General features: G+C 69.6%; 17 protein-coding genes and 1 pseudogene. All 18 read left to right on the top strand.

Annotation, left to right across the window (positions count from 1 at the left end):
- Positions 1-275: 275 nt before the first annotated feature.
- The 18 genes and pseudogenes from proS (at position 276) to ACK1X7_RS33685 (ending at position 15953) form a co-directional block, all read left to right on the top strand.
- A complete protein-coding gene (proS, locus tag ACK1X7_RS33600) occupies positions 276-1691 on the top strand; it encodes a proline--tRNA ligase (RefSeq protein ID WP_385139243.1) in 1416 nt (471 codons plus the stop codon).
- Positions 1692-1850: 159 nt separating this feature from the next.
- The gene (locus tag ACK1X7_RS33605) at positions 1851-2444 is read left to right on the top strand and encodes a hypothetical protein (RefSeq protein WP_216347665.1); all 594 of its coding nucleotides are present in this window, start codon (positions 1851-1853) and stop codon (positions 2442-2444) included.
- 155 nt (positions 2445-2599) lie between these two features.
- Positions 2600-3043: a 30S ribosomal protein S16 gene (gene rpsP / locus ACK1X7_RS33610; protein WP_216347666.1), complete on the top strand. Its 444-nt coding sequence runs from the start codon at positions 2600-2602 to the stop codon at positions 3041-3043.
- A gap of 2 nt (positions 3044-3045) precedes the next feature.
- Positions 3046-3285, top strand: a complete 240-nt coding sequence (locus tag ACK1X7_RS33615; protein WP_003980229.1) for an RNA-binding protein — start codon at positions 3046-3048, stop codon at positions 3283-3285.
- Between the two features lie 81 nt (positions 3286-3366).
- On the top strand, positions 3367-3993 hold the full coding sequence (gene rimM / locus ACK1X7_RS33620) for a ribosome maturation factor RimM (RefSeq protein ID WP_385139246.1): 627 nt from the start codon (positions 3367-3369) through the stop codon (positions 3991-3993).
- Complete coding sequence (gene trmD / locus ACK1X7_RS33625; protein ID WP_382960489.1) at positions 3990-4820, top strand: tRNA (guanosine(37)-N1)-methyltransferase TrmD; 831 nt, start codon at positions 3990-3992, stop codon at positions 4818-4820. The genes rimM and trmD overlap by 4 nt, the downstream gene beginning before the upstream one ends.
- A gap of 132 nt (positions 4821-4952) precedes the next feature.
- Entirely contained in the window at positions 4953-5303 is a 351-nt protein-coding gene (gene rplS, locus ACK1X7_RS33630) for a 50S ribosomal protein L19 (protein WP_014055193.1), read from the top strand.
- Positions 5304-5375: 72 nt separating this feature from the next.
- Positions 5376-6212 (top strand): signal peptidase I, encoded by an 837-nt coding sequence (lepB, locus tag ACK1X7_RS33635; RefSeq protein WP_385139249.1) that lies wholly within the window; start codon positions 5376-5378, stop codon positions 6210-6212.
- The gene (lepB, locus tag ACK1X7_RS33640; protein WP_385139252.1) at positions 6205-7395 is read left to right on the top strand and encodes a signal peptidase I; all 1191 of its coding nucleotides are present in this window, start codon (positions 6205-6207) and stop codon (positions 7393-7395) included. Before lepB (ACK1X7_RS33635) ends, lepB (ACK1X7_RS33640) begins: the two co-directional genes overlap by 8 nt.
- Before the next feature lie 46 nt (positions 7396-7441).
- Positions 7442-8278 (top strand): signal peptidase I, encoded by an 837-nt coding sequence (gene lepB, locus ACK1X7_RS33645; RefSeq protein WP_385139255.1) that lies wholly within the window; start codon positions 7442-7444, stop codon positions 8276-8278.
- Between the two features lie 96 nt (positions 8279-8374).
- Positions 8375-9145 carry a signal peptidase I gene (gene lepB, locus ACK1X7_RS33650; protein WP_385139258.1) on the top strand — a complete coding sequence of 257 codons (771 nt, stop codon included), beginning with the start codon at positions 8375-8377 and terminating at the stop codon, positions 9143-9145.
- Positions 9138-9653, top strand: coding sequence for an NUDIX hydrolase (locus tag ACK1X7_RS33655; RefSeq protein WP_385139261.1), 516 nt, complete (start codon positions 9138-9140; stop codon positions 9651-9653). The genes lepB (ACK1X7_RS33650) and ACK1X7_RS33655 overlap by 8 nt, the downstream gene beginning before the upstream one ends.
- Positions 9654-9692: 39 nt before the next feature.
- Complete coding sequence (locus tag ACK1X7_RS33660) at positions 9693-10001, top strand: DUF2469 domain-containing protein (protein ID WP_004944840.1); 309 nt, start codon at positions 9693-9695, stop codon at positions 9999-10001.
- 93 nt (positions 10002-10094) lie between these two features.
- Positions 10095-10454: a YraN family protein gene (locus ACK1X7_RS33665; RefSeq protein ID WP_216346935.1), complete on the top strand. Its 360-nt coding sequence runs from the start codon at positions 10095-10097 to the stop codon at positions 10452-10454.
- Positions 10454-11440 (top strand): annotated as a pseudogene (locus tag ACK1X7_RS33670) (YifB family Mg chelatase-like AAA ATPase); the annotation flags it as partial. The gene ACK1X7_RS33665 and the pseudogene ACK1X7_RS33670, both read left to right, overlap by 1 nt.
- 123 nt (positions 11441-11563) lie before the next feature.
- Positions 11564-12742, top strand: a complete 1179-nt coding sequence (locus tag ACK1X7_RS33675; protein ID WP_413116063.1) for a tyrosine-type recombinase/integrase — start codon at positions 11564-11566, stop codon at positions 12740-12742.
- 257 nt (positions 12743-12999) lie between these two features.
- On the top strand, positions 13000-15354 hold the full coding sequence (locus ACK1X7_RS33680; protein ID WP_413116064.1) for a tyrosine-type recombinase/integrase: 2355 nt from the start codon (positions 13000-13002) through the stop codon (positions 15352-15354).
- Entirely contained in the window at positions 15351-15953 is a 603-nt protein-coding gene (locus tag ACK1X7_RS33685; RefSeq protein ID WP_413116065.1) for a DUF6262 family protein, read from the top strand. The genes ACK1X7_RS33680 and ACK1X7_RS33685 overlap by 4 nt, the downstream gene beginning before the upstream one ends.
- Positions 15954-15963: the final 10 nt, after the last annotated feature.

Below are 15963 nucleotides of genomic sequence, written 5' to 3' on the forward strand. Positions count from 1 at the left end.
GTCGTCAGATTCGGTGTCACATCCGCCGTTGTGCGGTGTGACGTCCCACCCCCAAATGCCAGGGAACTCCGCATCCGTCCCCGCGTCCAGAGGTTTCACGGCCGTGCTTGCGTGCCCCCTTTGTGCGCCCCCGCACACCTGTGCGTACGTCTCGCTCCCCGACCGCCCCCTGACCTCCGTGCGGCCCGTGGCCGGTGTCGGGCGATGGCCGGCACTGATCGGCTCGCTTTTCCTTCATTCACGGTTCGGTACCCCACCGCCGTACGATCGGCGCCATGGCCAAGACCCCCGTGCTCACCGCGCAGGCGGAGGACTTCCCCCGCTGGTATCAGGACGTGATCAACAAGGCCGAGCTGGCCGACAACGGCCCGGTGCGCGGCACCATGGTGATCCGACCGTACGGGTACGGGCTGTGGGAGCGGATGCAGCAGGACATGGACGCCCGCATCAAGGCGGTCGGCGTCCAGAACGCGTACTTCCCGCTCTTCATCCCGCAGTCGTACCTGGCCAAGGAAGCCGATCACGTCGAGGGGTTCGCGCCGGAGCTCGCGGTGGTCACCCATGGCGGCGGTAAGGAGCTCGAGGAGCCGGTCGTCGTCCGGCCCACCTCGGAGACGATCGTCAACGAGTACTTCTCCAAGTGGGTGCAGAGCTACCGCGATCTGCCGCTGCTGATCAACCAGTGGGCCAATGTGGTGCGTTGGGAGCTGCGGCCGCGGCTGTTCCTGCGGACGACCGAGTTCCTGTGGCAGGAGGGGCACACCGCGCACGCGTCGTACGAGGACGCCAGGGACTTCGCCGCCCGGATCCACCGCGAGGTCTACGCCCGGTTCATGGAGGACGTCCTGGCGATGGACGTGGTGCTGGGCCGCAAGACCGCCCGGGAGCGGTTCGCCGGCGCCCTCAACACCCTCACCCTCGAAGGGATGATGGGCGACGGCAAGGCGCTCCAGCTCGGCACCAGCCATGAGCTGGGCCAGAACTTCGCCCGGGCCTTCCACACCAGCTATCTGTCCAAGGACGGCGAGCAGGAGCTGGTCTGGCAGACCTCCTGGGGCAGCACGACCCGGATGGTCGGCGCGCTGGTGATGATGCACGGCGACGACAACGGCCTGCGGATCCCGCCGAGGCTGGCCTCGACCCAGGTCGTGGTGCTGGCGATCAAGGGCGACGACGCGGTGCTCGCCAAGGTCCGCGAGATCGGCGAGCTGCTCACCGCGGCGGGCGTGCGGGTCCATGTCGACGACCGTACGGACACCCCCTTCGGCCGCCGCGCGGTCGACTGGGAGCTCAAGGGCGTGCCGGTCCGGGTCGAGATCGGCCCGCGCGACCTGGAGAGCGGCACCGCCATGGTGGCCCGGCGGATCCCCGGCGGTAAGGAGCCGGTGCGCGCCGAGCTGCTGCCGGAGCTGCTGCCCAAGGTCTTGGAGGAGGACCAGGCGCTGCTGCTGCGGCAGGCCCGTGAGCGCCGTAAGGCGCGCACCACGGAGGTGGCGACCATGGAGGAGGCCGCCGAGGCCGCGGCCGCGGGCGGCTGGGCCCGGATCCGATGGGCGGACCTGGGGCCGGAGGGCGAGGCGGCGCTCGCCGAGCGGTCGGTGTCCGTACGGTGTCTGGTCACCGAGGACGGGGCGGTGCCGGACGCCGACGACGCTCCCGGTAACGTCGCGATCGTCGCGAGGGCCTACTGAGGCGGTACGTACCGGCTTGATGCACGGTGCGTGGCTCATCCACACATTTACGCACCCGCCCCTCGTCGTCGTACATCACCGTGAACTGACTGGTACGTGCAAATTATTTGGGATGCCCCGGAATCGGAACACCGGACCGGTCCTGCTCGTTAGCACGACGTGAGCACGACACCACCTGTTCTCGCCGCAGAGCTGGCGCAGGCGTGGGCCGATATTCAACGGCACCACTCCGAGCTGCCGGATCTCGCCGCGCCCGAATCGCTGATCGGAGAGTCGTCGTCCGCATGTGGCGCCGAGCTCTCCTTCGAACGGCTGCTGCATGAGGCAGTCCATGGGATCGCCGCCGCCCGCGGTGTCCGTGACACCTCACGCGCCGGCCGCTACCACAACCGCCGGTTCCTGGCGATCGCCGAGGAGCTGGGGCTCGACCACCCCGAGGAGCCGCATCCCAGCAGCGGCTTCTCGCTGGTCACCCTCAGCCCCGAGGCGAGAAAGCGGTACCGGAGCACGATCGACCGCCTCCAGCGCGCGCTGAAGGCGCACACCGTGGCGACCACCGCCGAGACCTCCCGCACCTTCCGCGGGCCCGCCGCGCGCCATGGCTCCTCCGGTGGCGGGGTCCGGGTCAAGGCGGTGTGCGACTGCGGGCGCAATGTCCGGGTCGTCCCGTCGGTGCTGGCCCAGGCGCCGATCATGTGCGGTGGCTGCGGTAAGCCCTTCCGCATTCCGGAGGCGGTGGCCGCGGTCGGCTGACCTGTCCCGGTGTGGCAGAATGGTCTGCTGTACTCGACAGCCGACCAGGACCCCTCTCTCCTCCGGCTGACGCGTCCATCGGGCACTCGGGTACCGCAACCCCACGCGGCACGTCGCAGTGCTCAACCACGTCAAGACCAGGAGACACCACTTCCGTGGCAGTCAAGATCAAGCTGAAGCGTCTGGGCAAGATCCGTTCGCCTCACTACCGCATCGTCGTCGCCGACTCCCGCACCCGCCGTGACGGCCGGGCGATCGAGGAGATCGGTCTGTACCACCCGGTGCAGAACCCGTCGCGCATCGAGGTCGACTCGGAGCGTGTGCAGCACTGGCTGAAGGTCGGCGCCCAGCCGACCGAGCCCGTGCTGGCCATCCTGAAGGTCACCGGCGACTGGCAGCAGTTCAAGGGCCTGCCCGCCCCGGCCCCGATGAAGGTCGCCGAGCCGAAGGCCGACAAGCGCGCCCTGTTCGAGGCGGCCGCCAAGGACGCCGGTGACGAGCCGAAGGGTGAGGCGATCACCCAGAAGGCGAAGAAGTCCGAGAAGAAGTCGGACGAGGCGGCTGACTCCGCCGAGTCCACCGCGTCGACTGAGGCCTGAGGATGCTCGAGGAAGCCCTCGAGCACCTGGTGAAGGGCATCGTCGACAACCCCGACGACGTGCAGGTGGCCTCGCGCACCCTGCGGCGTGGGCGTGTGCTGGAGGTCCGGGTGCACCCCGATGACCTCGGCAAGGTGATCGGCCGCAACGGCCGCACCGCACGCGCCCTGCGCACCGTCGTGGGCGCCATCGGCGGCCGCGGGATCCGCGTCGACCTCGTCGACGTCGATCAGGTCCGCTGAGGCGATCAAGAAGAGCACCGGCACGGGCCGGGGAGGGCTTTGGGCCGTCCCCGGCCCGTGTGTGTGAAGGGACATCGCATCGTGCAGTTGGTTGTCGCGCGGATCGGCCGTGCCCATGGCATCAAGGGCGAGGTCACCGTCGAGGTGCGGACGGACGAGCCGGAGCTGCGGCTCGGCCCGGGCGCCGTGCTGACCACCGAGCCCGCCTCGGCCGGGCCGCTGACCATCGAGTCCGGCCGGGTGCACAGCGGCCGGCTGCTGCTGCGCTTCGAGGGCGTCCGCGACCGCAGCGGCGCGGAGGAGCTGCGGAACATCCTGCTGATCGCGGAGGTCGACCCCGAGGAACTCCCCGAGGACCCCGAGGAGTTCTACGACCATCAGTTGATCGACATCGATGTGGTCACCGTGGACGGCACCGAGGTCGGGCGGATCTCCGAGATCTCCCATCTGCCGTACCAGGACCTGCTGATCGTGAAGCGCCCCGACGGGGGTGAGGTGATGATCCCGTTCGTCTCCGAGTTCGTGCCGGAGATCGATCTGGAGGCGCAGCGCGCCGTGATCGACCCGCCGCCGGGCCTGCTCGACGAGGCCGAGGCGGAGATCGCGGGCAGCCGTAAGGACGACACCGCGAGCGGTCGTGAGAAGGACGAGACCGGCGGCAGCCGTAAGGGCGACACCGCGAGCGGCCGTGAGGACGAGTCGTCATGAGGCTCGACGTCGTCACGATCTTCCCCGAGTACCTGGAGCCGCTGAACGTCTCGCTGGTCGGCAAGGCACGCGCCCGCGGCCAGCTCGACGTACGGGTCCACGATCTGCGCGGCTGGACGCACGACCGGCACAACACGGTCGACGACACCCCGTACGGCGGCGGACCCGGCATGGTCATGAAGCCCGAGCCCTGGGGCGAGGCGCTTGACTCGATCATGGCGTCGGGCGAGGCGGAGGGACTGGTCAAGCCCACGCTGATCGTGCCGACCCCGAGCGGCCGTCCGTTCACCCAGGCGCTCGCCGTAGAGCTCGCCGAGCGCCCCTGGCTGGTCTTCACGCCCGCCCGCTACGAGGGCATCGACCGTCGGGTGATCGAGGAGTACGGCGAGCGGCTCGAGGTCCACGAGGTCTCGATCGGCGATTACGTGCTGGCCGGCGGCGAGGCCGCGGTGCTGGTGATCACCGAGGCGGTGGCCCGGCTGCTGCCGGGCGTGCTGGGCAACGCCGAGTCGCATCGTGACGACTCCTTCGCCCCCGGCGCGATGGCCGACCTCCTGGAGGGGCCCGTCTACACCAAGCCCCCCGAGTGGCGCGGCCGCTCCATCCCGGAGGTGCTGATCAGCGGCCACCACGGCAGGGTCGGCCGCTGGCGCCGGGACGAGGCGTTCCGCCGTACCAGCGAGAACCGCCCCGATCTGATCGAGCGCTGCGACCCGGCGACGCTCGACAAGCACGACCGCGCGCTCCTCGCCGAGCTGGGCTGGGAGGAACTGCCCGGGACCGGTGGGGCCCGATTTGGGCGGCCGGACCGGGCCGTGGAAGAATAGGCCGCTGCCGTACGTCCGGGTGTGCGCCCCTGCCACAGGGGGACCGACGCCCACCCGATGAGGGCGGCACTCCAAATCATCATCCGATATGCCGCTGATGACCTGTGGCATCAGCGAGGAAAGCAGACGATCATGTCTCACCTGCTCGACACCGTCGACTCCGCGTCGCTGCGCAGCGACATCCCGACCTTCCGCCCCGGCGACACGGTCAACGTCCACGTCCGCGTCATCGAGGGCAACCGCTCCCGTGTCCAGCAGTTCAAGGGCGTCGTCATCCGCCGCCAGGGCTCCGGTGTCCGCGAGACCTTCACCGTCCGCAAGGTGAGCTTCAGCGTCGGCGTGGAGCGCACCTTCCCGGTGCACACCCCGATCGTCGAGAAGATCGAGGTCGTCACCCGCGGTGATGTGCGCCGGGCGAAGCTGTACTACCTGCGCGACCTCCGCGGCAAGGCCGCGAAGATCAAGGAGAAGCGCGACAACTGAGATCGCGGCGATTTTGCGCGACTACTGAGCTACCGCCGGATCATCCGGCCGGGCCGGATAGGCTCTGGGCCGATGGACACCGAAGGACAGCTCGCGGAGCGCGACCGCTCTCCGGGCTCCGAGAAGGAGCGCGAGGGGCGGTCGCGCTCTTCGCATGCTCCGGCGCGGGCCGAGGAGCCCTGGTCCGCCGGGCGGCTGCCGCGATGGCTGGCCGGCGGCGGGCGATGGCGGCGCGGGGCGCTGCTCGCGGCGGCCTGCGCCGCGCTCGTGCTGCTGGTGAGCGGCTTTGTGGTGCAGCCGTTCCTGATCCCCAGCGGTTCGATGGAGAACACCCTCCGTCCCGGGGACCGGGTGCTGGTGAACAAGCTCGCCTACCGTTTCGGGGACGATCCGCGCCGCGGCGACGTTGTCGTGTTCGACGGAGCCGGTTCCTTCGGTGAGGAGGAGCCGTCCGGAAACCCGGTGACCGGTCTGCTGCGCAAGGCCGCCGCGGCGGTCGGGCTGGCCGAACCGGCCGAGTCCGACTACGTCAAGCGCGTGGTGGGCATCGGTGGTGACCGGGTCACCTGCTGCGACAAGCGGGGGAGGATCGAGGTGAACGGCCGGCCGGTGGACGAGCACTATCTGCACCCCGGGGACAGCCCCTCGCGGGTGCCCTTCGACATCGTCGTGCCCGAGGGGCGGCTGTGGGTCATGGGCGACCACCGCGACGCCTCCCGGGACTCACGCGACTACCTGGGCGCGCCGGGCGGGGGCACGGTCCCCGTCGACAAGGTGATCGGCCGCGCCGCATGGATCGCCTGGCCGTTCGGCCGCTGGTCCGGTGTGCCCCGTACGGACGCCTTCGCGGGCGTGCCCGCGGCGCCCGGCGCCATACCCTCCGGCGCCCCCGGTGGTGCCCATGGGTAGCCGCGGGCGGCCCCGTGCCAAGGCGCGCCGGGTGGTGGATCCGCCACCCGGTGTGGACACGCCCCGTGCCCCGGGCGAGCGCCGGGTGGGCGGGCGCGCGGAGCGGCGCAGGATCCAGCGCCGTATCAAGCGCAGGCGGCGCCGTTCGGCCGTCAAGGAGATTCCGATCCTGGTGGGCGTGGCGCTGGTGATCGCGCTCGTCCTGAAGACCTTCCTGGTACAGGCGTTCGTCATTCCGTCCGGCTCGATGGAGCAGACCATCCGGATCGGCGACCGGGTGCTGGTGGACAAGTTCACCCCGTGGTTCGGCTCGAAGCCGGAGCGCGGCGATGTGGTGGTGTTCAAGGACCCCGGCGGCTGGCTGGAGGACGAGCGCAAGTCCCCCAAGGACGACCCGCCCGTCATCAAGCAGGGCAAGGAGTTCCTGACCTTCATCGGCCTGCTGCCGTCCTCCGACGAGCAGGACCTGATCAAGCGGGTGGTCGCGGTGGGCGGCGACACGGTGGCCTGCTGCGATACGAACGGCAAGGTCACCGTCAACGGGACCCCGCTGAACGAGCCGTATCTGCACCCCGGGAACCCGCCGTCGCAGCGGCAGTTCAAGGTGACCGTCCCTCAGGGGCGGATGTTCGTCATGGGCGATCACCGGTCAAATTCGGCGGACTCCCGAGTCCATCTCGACGAGCCGTATCAGGGCACGGTCCCGGACAACATGGTGGTCGGCCGCGCCGTGGTGATCGCATGGCCGTTCGGGCATATGCGGCGGCTCGAGGAGCCGGACACCTACGCATCCGTCAAGGACGCGCCGAGTGGGGCGACACGGGCCGAGGGCGCGGCGCATAGGCTGTCCTCCATGGATCAGCAAGGAATGGTCCAGCTCCCGACCCCTGCGGAACTCCCGCTCGTTATGGGAGTGGTGATCCTGCGCCGTTCGTGGGGCAGGCGGCAGTCAGGCGTGAGGAGTGGATGTGGGGGATTTGGCGGTCGGCGCACGATCCGGTCACGAAGAGCCCGAGAGGCAGCCCGGGACGACGGGAGAGCACCCCACGGACGGGACGGACGAGGCGCCCGAAGCCGGTGCACCCACGGACAAGGCGGCTGGCCGCCCCAGGGCGTCGGACCCACACGGAGCCGATGGCGGGCAGGATCCCTCCGGCCCCCCGGACGGACCCGGCGGCACTGACCCGTCCGGGGCCGACGACGGGGCACCGGCGAAGCCGGGCCCCGGGATGCCCGGCGGGCCCGGGAAGCTCGGGAAGCCGAAGAAGGTGCGCTCCTTCTGGAAGGAGCTGCCGATCCTGGTCATCATTGCGCTGGCTCTGGCGCTGCTGATCAAGACCTTCCTGGTGCAGGCGTTCTCCATCCCGTCCGACTCCATGCAGAACACCCTCCAGCGGGGCGACCGGGTGCTGGTGGACAAGCTCACCCCGTGGTTCGGCTCCGAGCCGCAGCGCGGTGAGGTGGTCGTCTTCCACGATCCGGGGGGCTGGCTCGGCGAGACACAGACGAGTGACTCCGGCCCGGTCGCCGAGGGCATCCAGAAGGCGCTCAGCTTTATCGGGCTGATGCCTTCGGCGGAGGAGAAGGACCTGATCAAGCGGGTCATCGCGGTCGGCGGGGACACCGTCTCCTGCAAGCGCGGCGGCAAGGTCGTGGTCAACGGCAAGCCGCTGGACGAGCCGTACATCTTCCCCGGGAACACCCCCTGTGACGAGAAGCCGTTCGGCCCGATCAAGGTGCCCAAGGGCCGGATCTGGGTGATGGGCGACCACCGCCAGGACTCACTGGACTCCCGCTACCACCAGAACCTGAACAACGGCACGGTCTCGGTGGACGATGTCGTCGGGCGCGCCTTCGTCGTCGCCTGGCCGATCGACCGCTGGTCCACCCTGCCGGTGCCGAGCACCTTCGACCAGCCGGGTCTGGGGGCGGCCGCCGCGGTGGCCCCCTCGGCCGTGGGGCTCGCGGGTGCGCTGCCGATCGTGCTGTGGCGCCGCCGCAGGCTGATCGCCAAGGTCCGGGCCGAGGCCGAGGCCCGGCCGGATCGGCTGACCGCCGACTGCTGACGGGGCTCGTACCGCCGGGTAAGGTGCGGTTCCGTGTGCCCCGGGGCACACGGAACCTGATCTTCTACGTCTGTTGCGTACGGCGGGAGCACTGGAATGAGCGGAGCCCAAGGGGTCGGGGGCGGCACACCGCGGCGTACGCCGGGCAGCGTGCTGTCCGGGGTGGCGGTGGCCCTCGGGTGTGTGCTGTTCCTCGGGGGCTTCGTCTGGGGCGCGGTGCTCTACAAGCCGTACACCGTCCCGACCGACTCCATGGCGCCGACGATCGCCAAGGGCGCCCGGGTGCTGGCGCAGCGGGTCGACGGCGGCGAGGTGCGCCGCGGCGATGTGGTGGTCTTCCGCGACCAGGTGTGGGGCGACCTGCCCATGGTGAAGCGGGTCATCGGGGTCGGCGGCGACCGGATCGAGTGCTGCGACAAGCAGGGTCGGCTGAGGGTCAACGGCAAGGTCTTCGAGGAACCGTATCTGCGCCCGGGGGAGCAGGCGTCCTCGACGGTCTTCTCCACCACCGTGCCCAAGGACCGGCTGTTCCTGATGGGCGACCACCGCAGCGACTCCCTCGACTCACGGGTGCACCTCACCGACGAGGCGGGCGGCGCCGTGGAGCGGGGCGCGGTGGACGCCCGGGTGGACGCCACCGCCTGGCCGCTTGGGTCCTGGGGGACCGTGGGGCGGCCCGATGCCTTCAAGGCGCTGCCGGGCGGGATCTCGCAGCCGGGGCCGCTGGGGCCGATCCTGATCGCGATCGTCACCGGCGCCGTGCTGATCCTGGTGGGCGCGGCCTACGGGCCCCTCGTCCGGCGCAGGGCGGGCGGCGGCGCACGGCGGGACCAGGCGGCGAAGGGGAAGGTGGCCGCGCGTGGCTGAGCCGACTGGCGCGGACGAGCGGCGGCTGCGGAAGGTCGCACGGGTGGTGCTGCTGGATCCGCAGGACCGCATCCTGCTGCTGCACGGCTTCGAACCGGACGATCCCTCGTCGACGTGGTGGTTCACCCCGGGAGGCGGCCTGGAGGGCGAGGAGAGCCGCGAGCAGGCGGCGCTCAGGGAGCTCGCGGAGGAGACCGGGATCACCGATGTGCGGCTCGGGCCGCTGCTGTGGCGGCGGATCTGCTCCTTCCCGTTCGCCGGGCGGCGCTGGGACCAGGACGAGTGGTACTACCTGTGTCGTACCCAACAGACCACGGCGGCGCGGGCCGGCGGCGGGCTGACGGAGCTGGAGCGGCGCAGCGTGGCCGGGCTGCGGTGGTGGACGGTGGATGAGCTGGCCGCGGCCACCGAGCCGGTGTACCCGACACGGCTGGCGGAGCTGTTGCGTACGCTGCTGGTCGAGGGACCCCCGGGTGCACCGGTGATCCTGGAGACTGAGCGCGTCTGACGCACAATGGGGGGACGCACGGCTGAAGGGGAACATGCCATGAGCGCCGAGGACCTCGAGAAGTACGAGACCGAGATGGAGCTGAAGCTCTACCGGGAGTACCGCGATGTCGTCGGTCTGTTCAAATATGTGATCGAGACCGAACGCCGCTTCTATCTCACCAACGACTACGAGATGCAGGTGCACTCGGTCCAGGGTGAGGTCTTTTTCGAGGTGTCGATGGCCGACGCCTGGGTCTGGGACATGTACCGCCCGGCCCGTTTCGTGAAGCAGGTGCGGGTTCTCACGTTCAAGGACGTGAATATCGAGGAGCTGAACAAGAGCGACCTCGACCTTCCGAGTGGCTGAGTTTTCCACAGCCGGGCGGCTGTCCACAGGAATTCTCCAAGATCCCTGAGCGGGGCGCGGGGGCGTCACAGTCGGTGCCGGAGGTGGTGCCGAATGAACGCCCGAGGAGCGCTGGGCCGCTACGGCGAGGATGTGGCGGTCCGCAGGCTGGCGGAAGCCGGGATGACCGTCCTGGAGCGCAATTGGCGGTGCCGGGACGGCGAGATCGACATCGTCGCGCTCGACGCCGGTGCGCTGGTGGTGTGCGAGGTCAAGACGCGCCGCGAGGGTGGCTATGAGCATCCCATGGCGGCCGTCGGACCGGACAAGACCGAGCGGCTGCGGAAGCTGGCCGAGTGCTGGCTCGAGCGGCACGGCGGCCCGCCGCCGGGCGGAGTGCGGATCGACGTGGTGGCGGTGGTGCTGCCCCGCCGGGGCGCGCCCGTGGTCGAGCATGTGCGAGGGGTGGCCTGATGGGGTTCGCCCGCACCTGCTCGGTGGCGCTGGTCGGGGTCGAAGGCGTCGTGGTCGAGGTCCAGGCCGATCTGGAGCCGGGAGTGGCCGCCTTCACCCTCGTCGGGCTGCCCGACAAGAGCCTGGTGGAGAGCCGGGACCGGGTCCGCGCGGCCGTCGTCAATTCCGGCGGCGAATGGCCGCAGAAGAAGCTCACGGTGGGGCTCAGCCCGGCATCCGTCCCCAAGGGCGGCAGCGGCTTCGACCTGGCCGTGGCCTGTGCGGTGCTCGGCGCGGCCGAGCGCGTGGACCCGCGTGAGATCGCCGATCTGATGATGATCGGGGAGCTGGGCCTGGACGGCCGGGTCCGGCCGGTCCGCGGGGTGCTGCCCGCCGTGCTCGCCGCCTCCGAGGCGGGGTACCGCCAGGTGGTGGTCCCCGAGCAGACGGCGGCGGAGGCGGCCCTGGTGCCGGGCGTCTCGGTGCTGGGCGTGCGGAGCCTGCGCCAGTTGATCGCGGTGCTGACGGACGAGCCGGTGCCCGAGGAGGAGGAGACCCAGGAGCTGGGCCGCCCCGATCCGATGCTGGCCGGGCTCACCGTGCCCGGCGCCGGTATGGGCACCGGAGTCGCCGCCGTGCCCGGGACCGGCGCGGGGCGGCCCGATATGGCCGAGGTCGCCGGGCAGCGGGCCGCGCGCACCGCCCTGGAGGTCGCGGCCGCGGGCGGGCACCACCTCTTCCTCAGCGGGCCTCCGGGCGCCGGGAAGACCATGCTGGCCGAGCGGCTGCCGGGGCTGCTGCCGCCGCTCACCCAGCAGGAGGCCCTGGAGGTCACCGCGGTCCATTCGGTCGCCGGGGTCCTCCCGCCGGGCCAGCCGCTGGTGGAGAGCCCGCCGTACTGCGCCCCGCATCACTCGGCCACCATGGCCGCGCTCGTCGGCGGGGGCAACGGCCTGCCCAGGCCCGGCGCGGTCTCGCTAGCCCACCGCGGAGTGCTCTTCCTGGACTTTACAGACCGTGCATTGAGCTGTACGTGATGTTCGCTCTGGCCTGTGGCCAGGGCGTCCCGTGTTCGTTTACCGACCGAGTTCGGAACGTCGTCCTTGTTCCGGAGTCGGTACGGAGAGCACGTGATACGCACGACGGTGATCGGGGACCTGCGGGTCCAAGAGATCACTCATAAGAACGGCTGCAGGTCCTGGACGATCCTCTGGCCCGAGGGGACGGTGCACCGCGAGGCGGACCGTTACCTGCGGTTGCACGACGGGTCAGGCACGCAGAAGACCTACGCGTACTACCTGGTCGATCACCTTCGGTGGATGGAGCGCGAGTGTCTGACCTTCGACAAGGTGGCCCTGCGCGACCTTGAGCGGTACATGGGCATCGTCGGAGCAGAGGTCCGAATGCCGCTTGGCGAGCCCTGGAGGCAGGACAAGAAGCCGTACAGCGACTCGGCCCTGAAGACTGCCGCGGCATGTCTGAAGGGGTTCTACCTCAACCAGGCGGCCCTCGGCGTCAACCGCGAGCTCGGGCGCCAGCTGGACCAGACACGACTGCCCTCGCGGGCCGACCGCCGGCGCTCCTTCCTCGGGCATGTGAAGTCGACGAGGCCTGCGAACCCGCTGGCGCCGACCGGCCCTCGCCGCAGGCACCCGAAGATGCTGCCCGAAGGCGCGAGGGACACGCTGCTGTCGGTGGTTCATTCCGCACGCGACCGCATGTCCGTGACCTGGCTGTCCGACGGTGGACTGCGCAACGGCGAATTCTGCGGGCTCCACCTGGTTGACCTGCACCTTCGCGAGGACGCGCCCTGCGGGGAATGCCGCTCGCCGCACGTGCACGTCTGCCATCGGCCGTGGAACTCGAACCGGGCCGAGGCCAAGACCAAGATCGAGTGGAAGATCCAGCAGGGAAGCATGACTGGTGGGTTGATCAAGCGCGTCAGCCCGCAGATGGTGCATACCTACTTCGAGTACATGACCACCGAGTACCCGCGCGGAGCCGATCACGGGATGCTCATGGTCCAGCAGCACGGCGCTGAGCGCGGTGAGCCATGGGCGCCGGTCGGGAACCGCCGCATGCTCGAAAGAGCCGGGAAACGAGCTGGCCTGGGCAAGGTCCGGCCTCACATGTTCCGGCACAGCTTCACCTCCGCCGTTCTCGATGCGGCCAAGGGCAACCTCCTGGTCGCGCGGGACGCCGGCGGGTGGGCGTCGACGGCGGTGGTTGACGAGATCTACGGACACGTCGATCTGCATGATCCGGAGTTCGACATGGCTCTCCGCACCGTCTGGGGGACCCACGCGTGATCATCGAGAAGGCCCTGAGCCACTTCGCCCGGCTGGACACCGGACGGGAGCGACGCGATCGGCTGGAGATCCTGACTGCCCTGATCGACGGCCCCGGGTTCGAGCCGCTGTTCCGGCCGGACGTCATCGAGATCCCCCGCCATCACCCCGTCTATCGGTGGGAATGCCTGATCACAGGCTGCGAACGTGCGCTCGCCCAAGGCCGGGACATGTGTCCGGCCCACCTGGACCAGTGGAAGAACCTGCGGAAGACGGGCATGACCCGGGCGGAGTTCAACCGCACCGCCGAACCGCTGCCCATGGTGACGGTGGAGGCTCTGCGCTGTCGGATCTGCCCGGACCGCCCCGCATGGCGGACCGAAGGGCAGCTGTGTTTCCGTCACGCACATCGGTGGCGTTTCCACCTCCGCGACCACGGCCAGGACGCGAACTTCGACGACTGGCTGAGCCAGCAGCGGATCTACGACGGCTACGGCGGTTGCCGGACCGCCGCCTGCCCGGAACTCGCGAACTCGGCCCTCGGGCTCTGCCCACGGCACGAGTCTCGCTACCGCACGGACAACCGGCCCGGGCGGGCCTTCTTGCCACCCAACTGGTTCCACACGCACGAGATGCGCGGCTTGCCGGTCCCAGTCGTCTACGAGGACGAAGCCGCGTTCCTGGAGTGGTGCGCGAACACCAACCCGATCCCACGGCCAGGGCGGCTCTCGCTGCTTGGGCTGCGTCCGTTGATCGCGGCGGAGTTCAAGTGGGGCCTTGCCGTCCACACCCAGGGACGACGCGCCCGTTGGGAGATGGCCTGGGTCCAGAGACTCGTCGACTTCTGCCGGCGGAACCAGTTCAACTCCCTGATCGACATCGACCTGCAGAAGGCACCCGTCCACGGCGCGATGATCGCTGGAGAGATCATCAAGGAGCTCAGGCTGGTCTACTTCACGCCGGTGGATACCCGCGAGGCCGGCTTCATCGAAACCGATCACTTCGGGATCAGGTTCCAAGATCGTTCCAGTCACTTCGACCTCACCGCCGTGTCGCAAGTCTGGCTTCGGAATCTGCTCTGGGACTTCATGGCGGACACGATGCGATCACCGAAGTGCCCTCGCACAAGCGCGATGTTCGACAACATGCGACGGGCGATCGTGCAGCTCAGCGCGTTCTTGCAGGTTGAAGCGCCGCAAGGGGGAGAGGATCCGACGCTGCTGGAGGAGGAGCACATGCTCCGGTTCGTGGCCGACGTCCGCCACCGCGAACGAGAAGGACTGCCGTCCCTGGGGCTGCTTCTTCCGAGCGGCGAGTCCCCGATTCTGACCGCTACGACCCGCCGCTTCACCTTCAACGGAGTCCGGAAACTCCTTCGCGGAACGCTGGAGACCGGCGAAGCAGAGCGCCTCGGCCTGGACCGGGCCTTCGTCGCCTACTGTCCGCACGGCGGGGAGGTCCCGAGGAAGCCGCGGAGCCCCTTTCCTGACCACGTGGCCCGCGCTCTGGCCGATGAAGCCAACCTGCTACAGCTCGTGAACGAGTACGACCCGGAGGACTACGGCATCGGCGACATGTGGATGGCGATCGTCTTCACCGGCCGACGCTCCACAGAAGTCCTCGAACTCCGGCTCGACTGCGTCGGTCGCCTCGGCGGCCTGCCGATGTTCTGGCACGACCAGACCAAGGTCGGCAACTTCAACGACGGCATCCGCATCCCCGAAACCCTCTACCGGCTGATCCGCGAGCGACAACGCAAGACGCTGGACCGCTTCGAGGCCCGTCACGGACACAGGCCAGCACCTCGCGAGCGCGTCGGGATGGCTCTGTTCCCCACCAGGGTCACCAACCTCGACGGCCGCAAGTCGATCTCCTACAACTGGTTCCAGTTGCGCTTCCGGGCCTGGGTGGACGGGCTCGACCTCGGCGGCAACTTCGTCGCCCACCAGGCCCGCCACACGCTCGCCACCAACCTCCTGCGGGCCGGGGCGACACTGACGCACATCCGGCGCTATCTCGGCCAGGTCTCCGACCGGATGGCCGAGCACTACGTGCATGTCTCGCACTCCGACCTCGAAGAGATCCTGCATCACGTCTGGGTCGCTGGCCCGGGCTCAGCCAAGCCGGGCGAGATCCTCTCCGAGGGAATCACCGCGATGGACCGCGAACAGGCGATGGCCATGGCAGTGGACCTCTCGCGACGCAGCACGCCCGCCGAGGGCGGGTTCTGCACTTTCCAGCCCGTCGTCCAGGGCGGAGCCTGCCCCTGGAACCTCGACTGCCACAACTGCGACAAGTTCGTACTCTCCGGCGCCGACTTGCTCTACTGGCGCCGCAAGCGTGAGCAGTGGGCGTCCCTGGCCGAACGCGCACCCGACAACGCGACCGCCGACTACCTGCACAGCGTCTTCGCGCCGACCGGCCAGGCCATCGACGGCCTTGAGCAGGCACTGGCCGGGCTCGGGCTCCTTGAGGACGCCCTCGCGCTCGACATGCGGAAGCCCCAGGACTACTTCCAGCGCATCTGGAACGTCGCTTTCAGAGCCACGGACCTCGCTGCCGCAGCCGACGAGGACGAGGTCGAGAACGACGACCGAGCTCAGAGCGCCGACCTCGCGGAGGACCTCGCATGAGCACGGCCAAACGCGCGATCCCGGAGCCGCGGACTACTGCGGCTCTCGCCGCCCGTCGCCGCAGCACGCAAGCTGCTATCGCACGCGTCCATGACGCCATTGCCCGGCTGAAACGTGAGAAGTCGCAGGTCAGCGTCGCTGCTGTTGCCCGGAGGGCAGACGTCTCCCGCACGTTCCTCTACGAGAACCCGGACGCCCGCGCGGCCGTCACCGACGCGATCGAACGAGCCGGGGAGCGGCGCACACAAGTCCTTGAGGCCGCGGATGCGGAACGCGAAGCCACCTGGCGAGAGAGAGCGCTCAACGCCGAGGCCGGGCTCAAGGCAGCGAACGAGGAGATCCGGCTTCAGCGAGTACGGATCGGCGAACTTCTCGGGCGAATAAGGGACCTGGAATCCGAGTGGACTGAAGATGGCATCCAGCGCATCACCAGCGAGAACACCACGCTGAAGCAGCGAGTCCGACAGCTTACGACGGACAACCGCACGCTGGACGAGCGGCTCAAGGCCGCACGCTCGAACCTGCGATTCCAAGATCGCCGCCTCGCTGACCTCGAAGCACAGCTCACCCCGCCCTCTCCAGGGTCTGACAGGGGCTGACCTCGACGCA

The sequence above is a fragment of the Streptomyces sp. CY-1 genome (assembly GCF_047218265.1).
GTDB classification, from domain to species: Bacteria; Actinomycetota; Actinomycetes; order Streptomycetales; family Streptomycetaceae; genus Streptomyces; species Streptomyces niphimycinicus.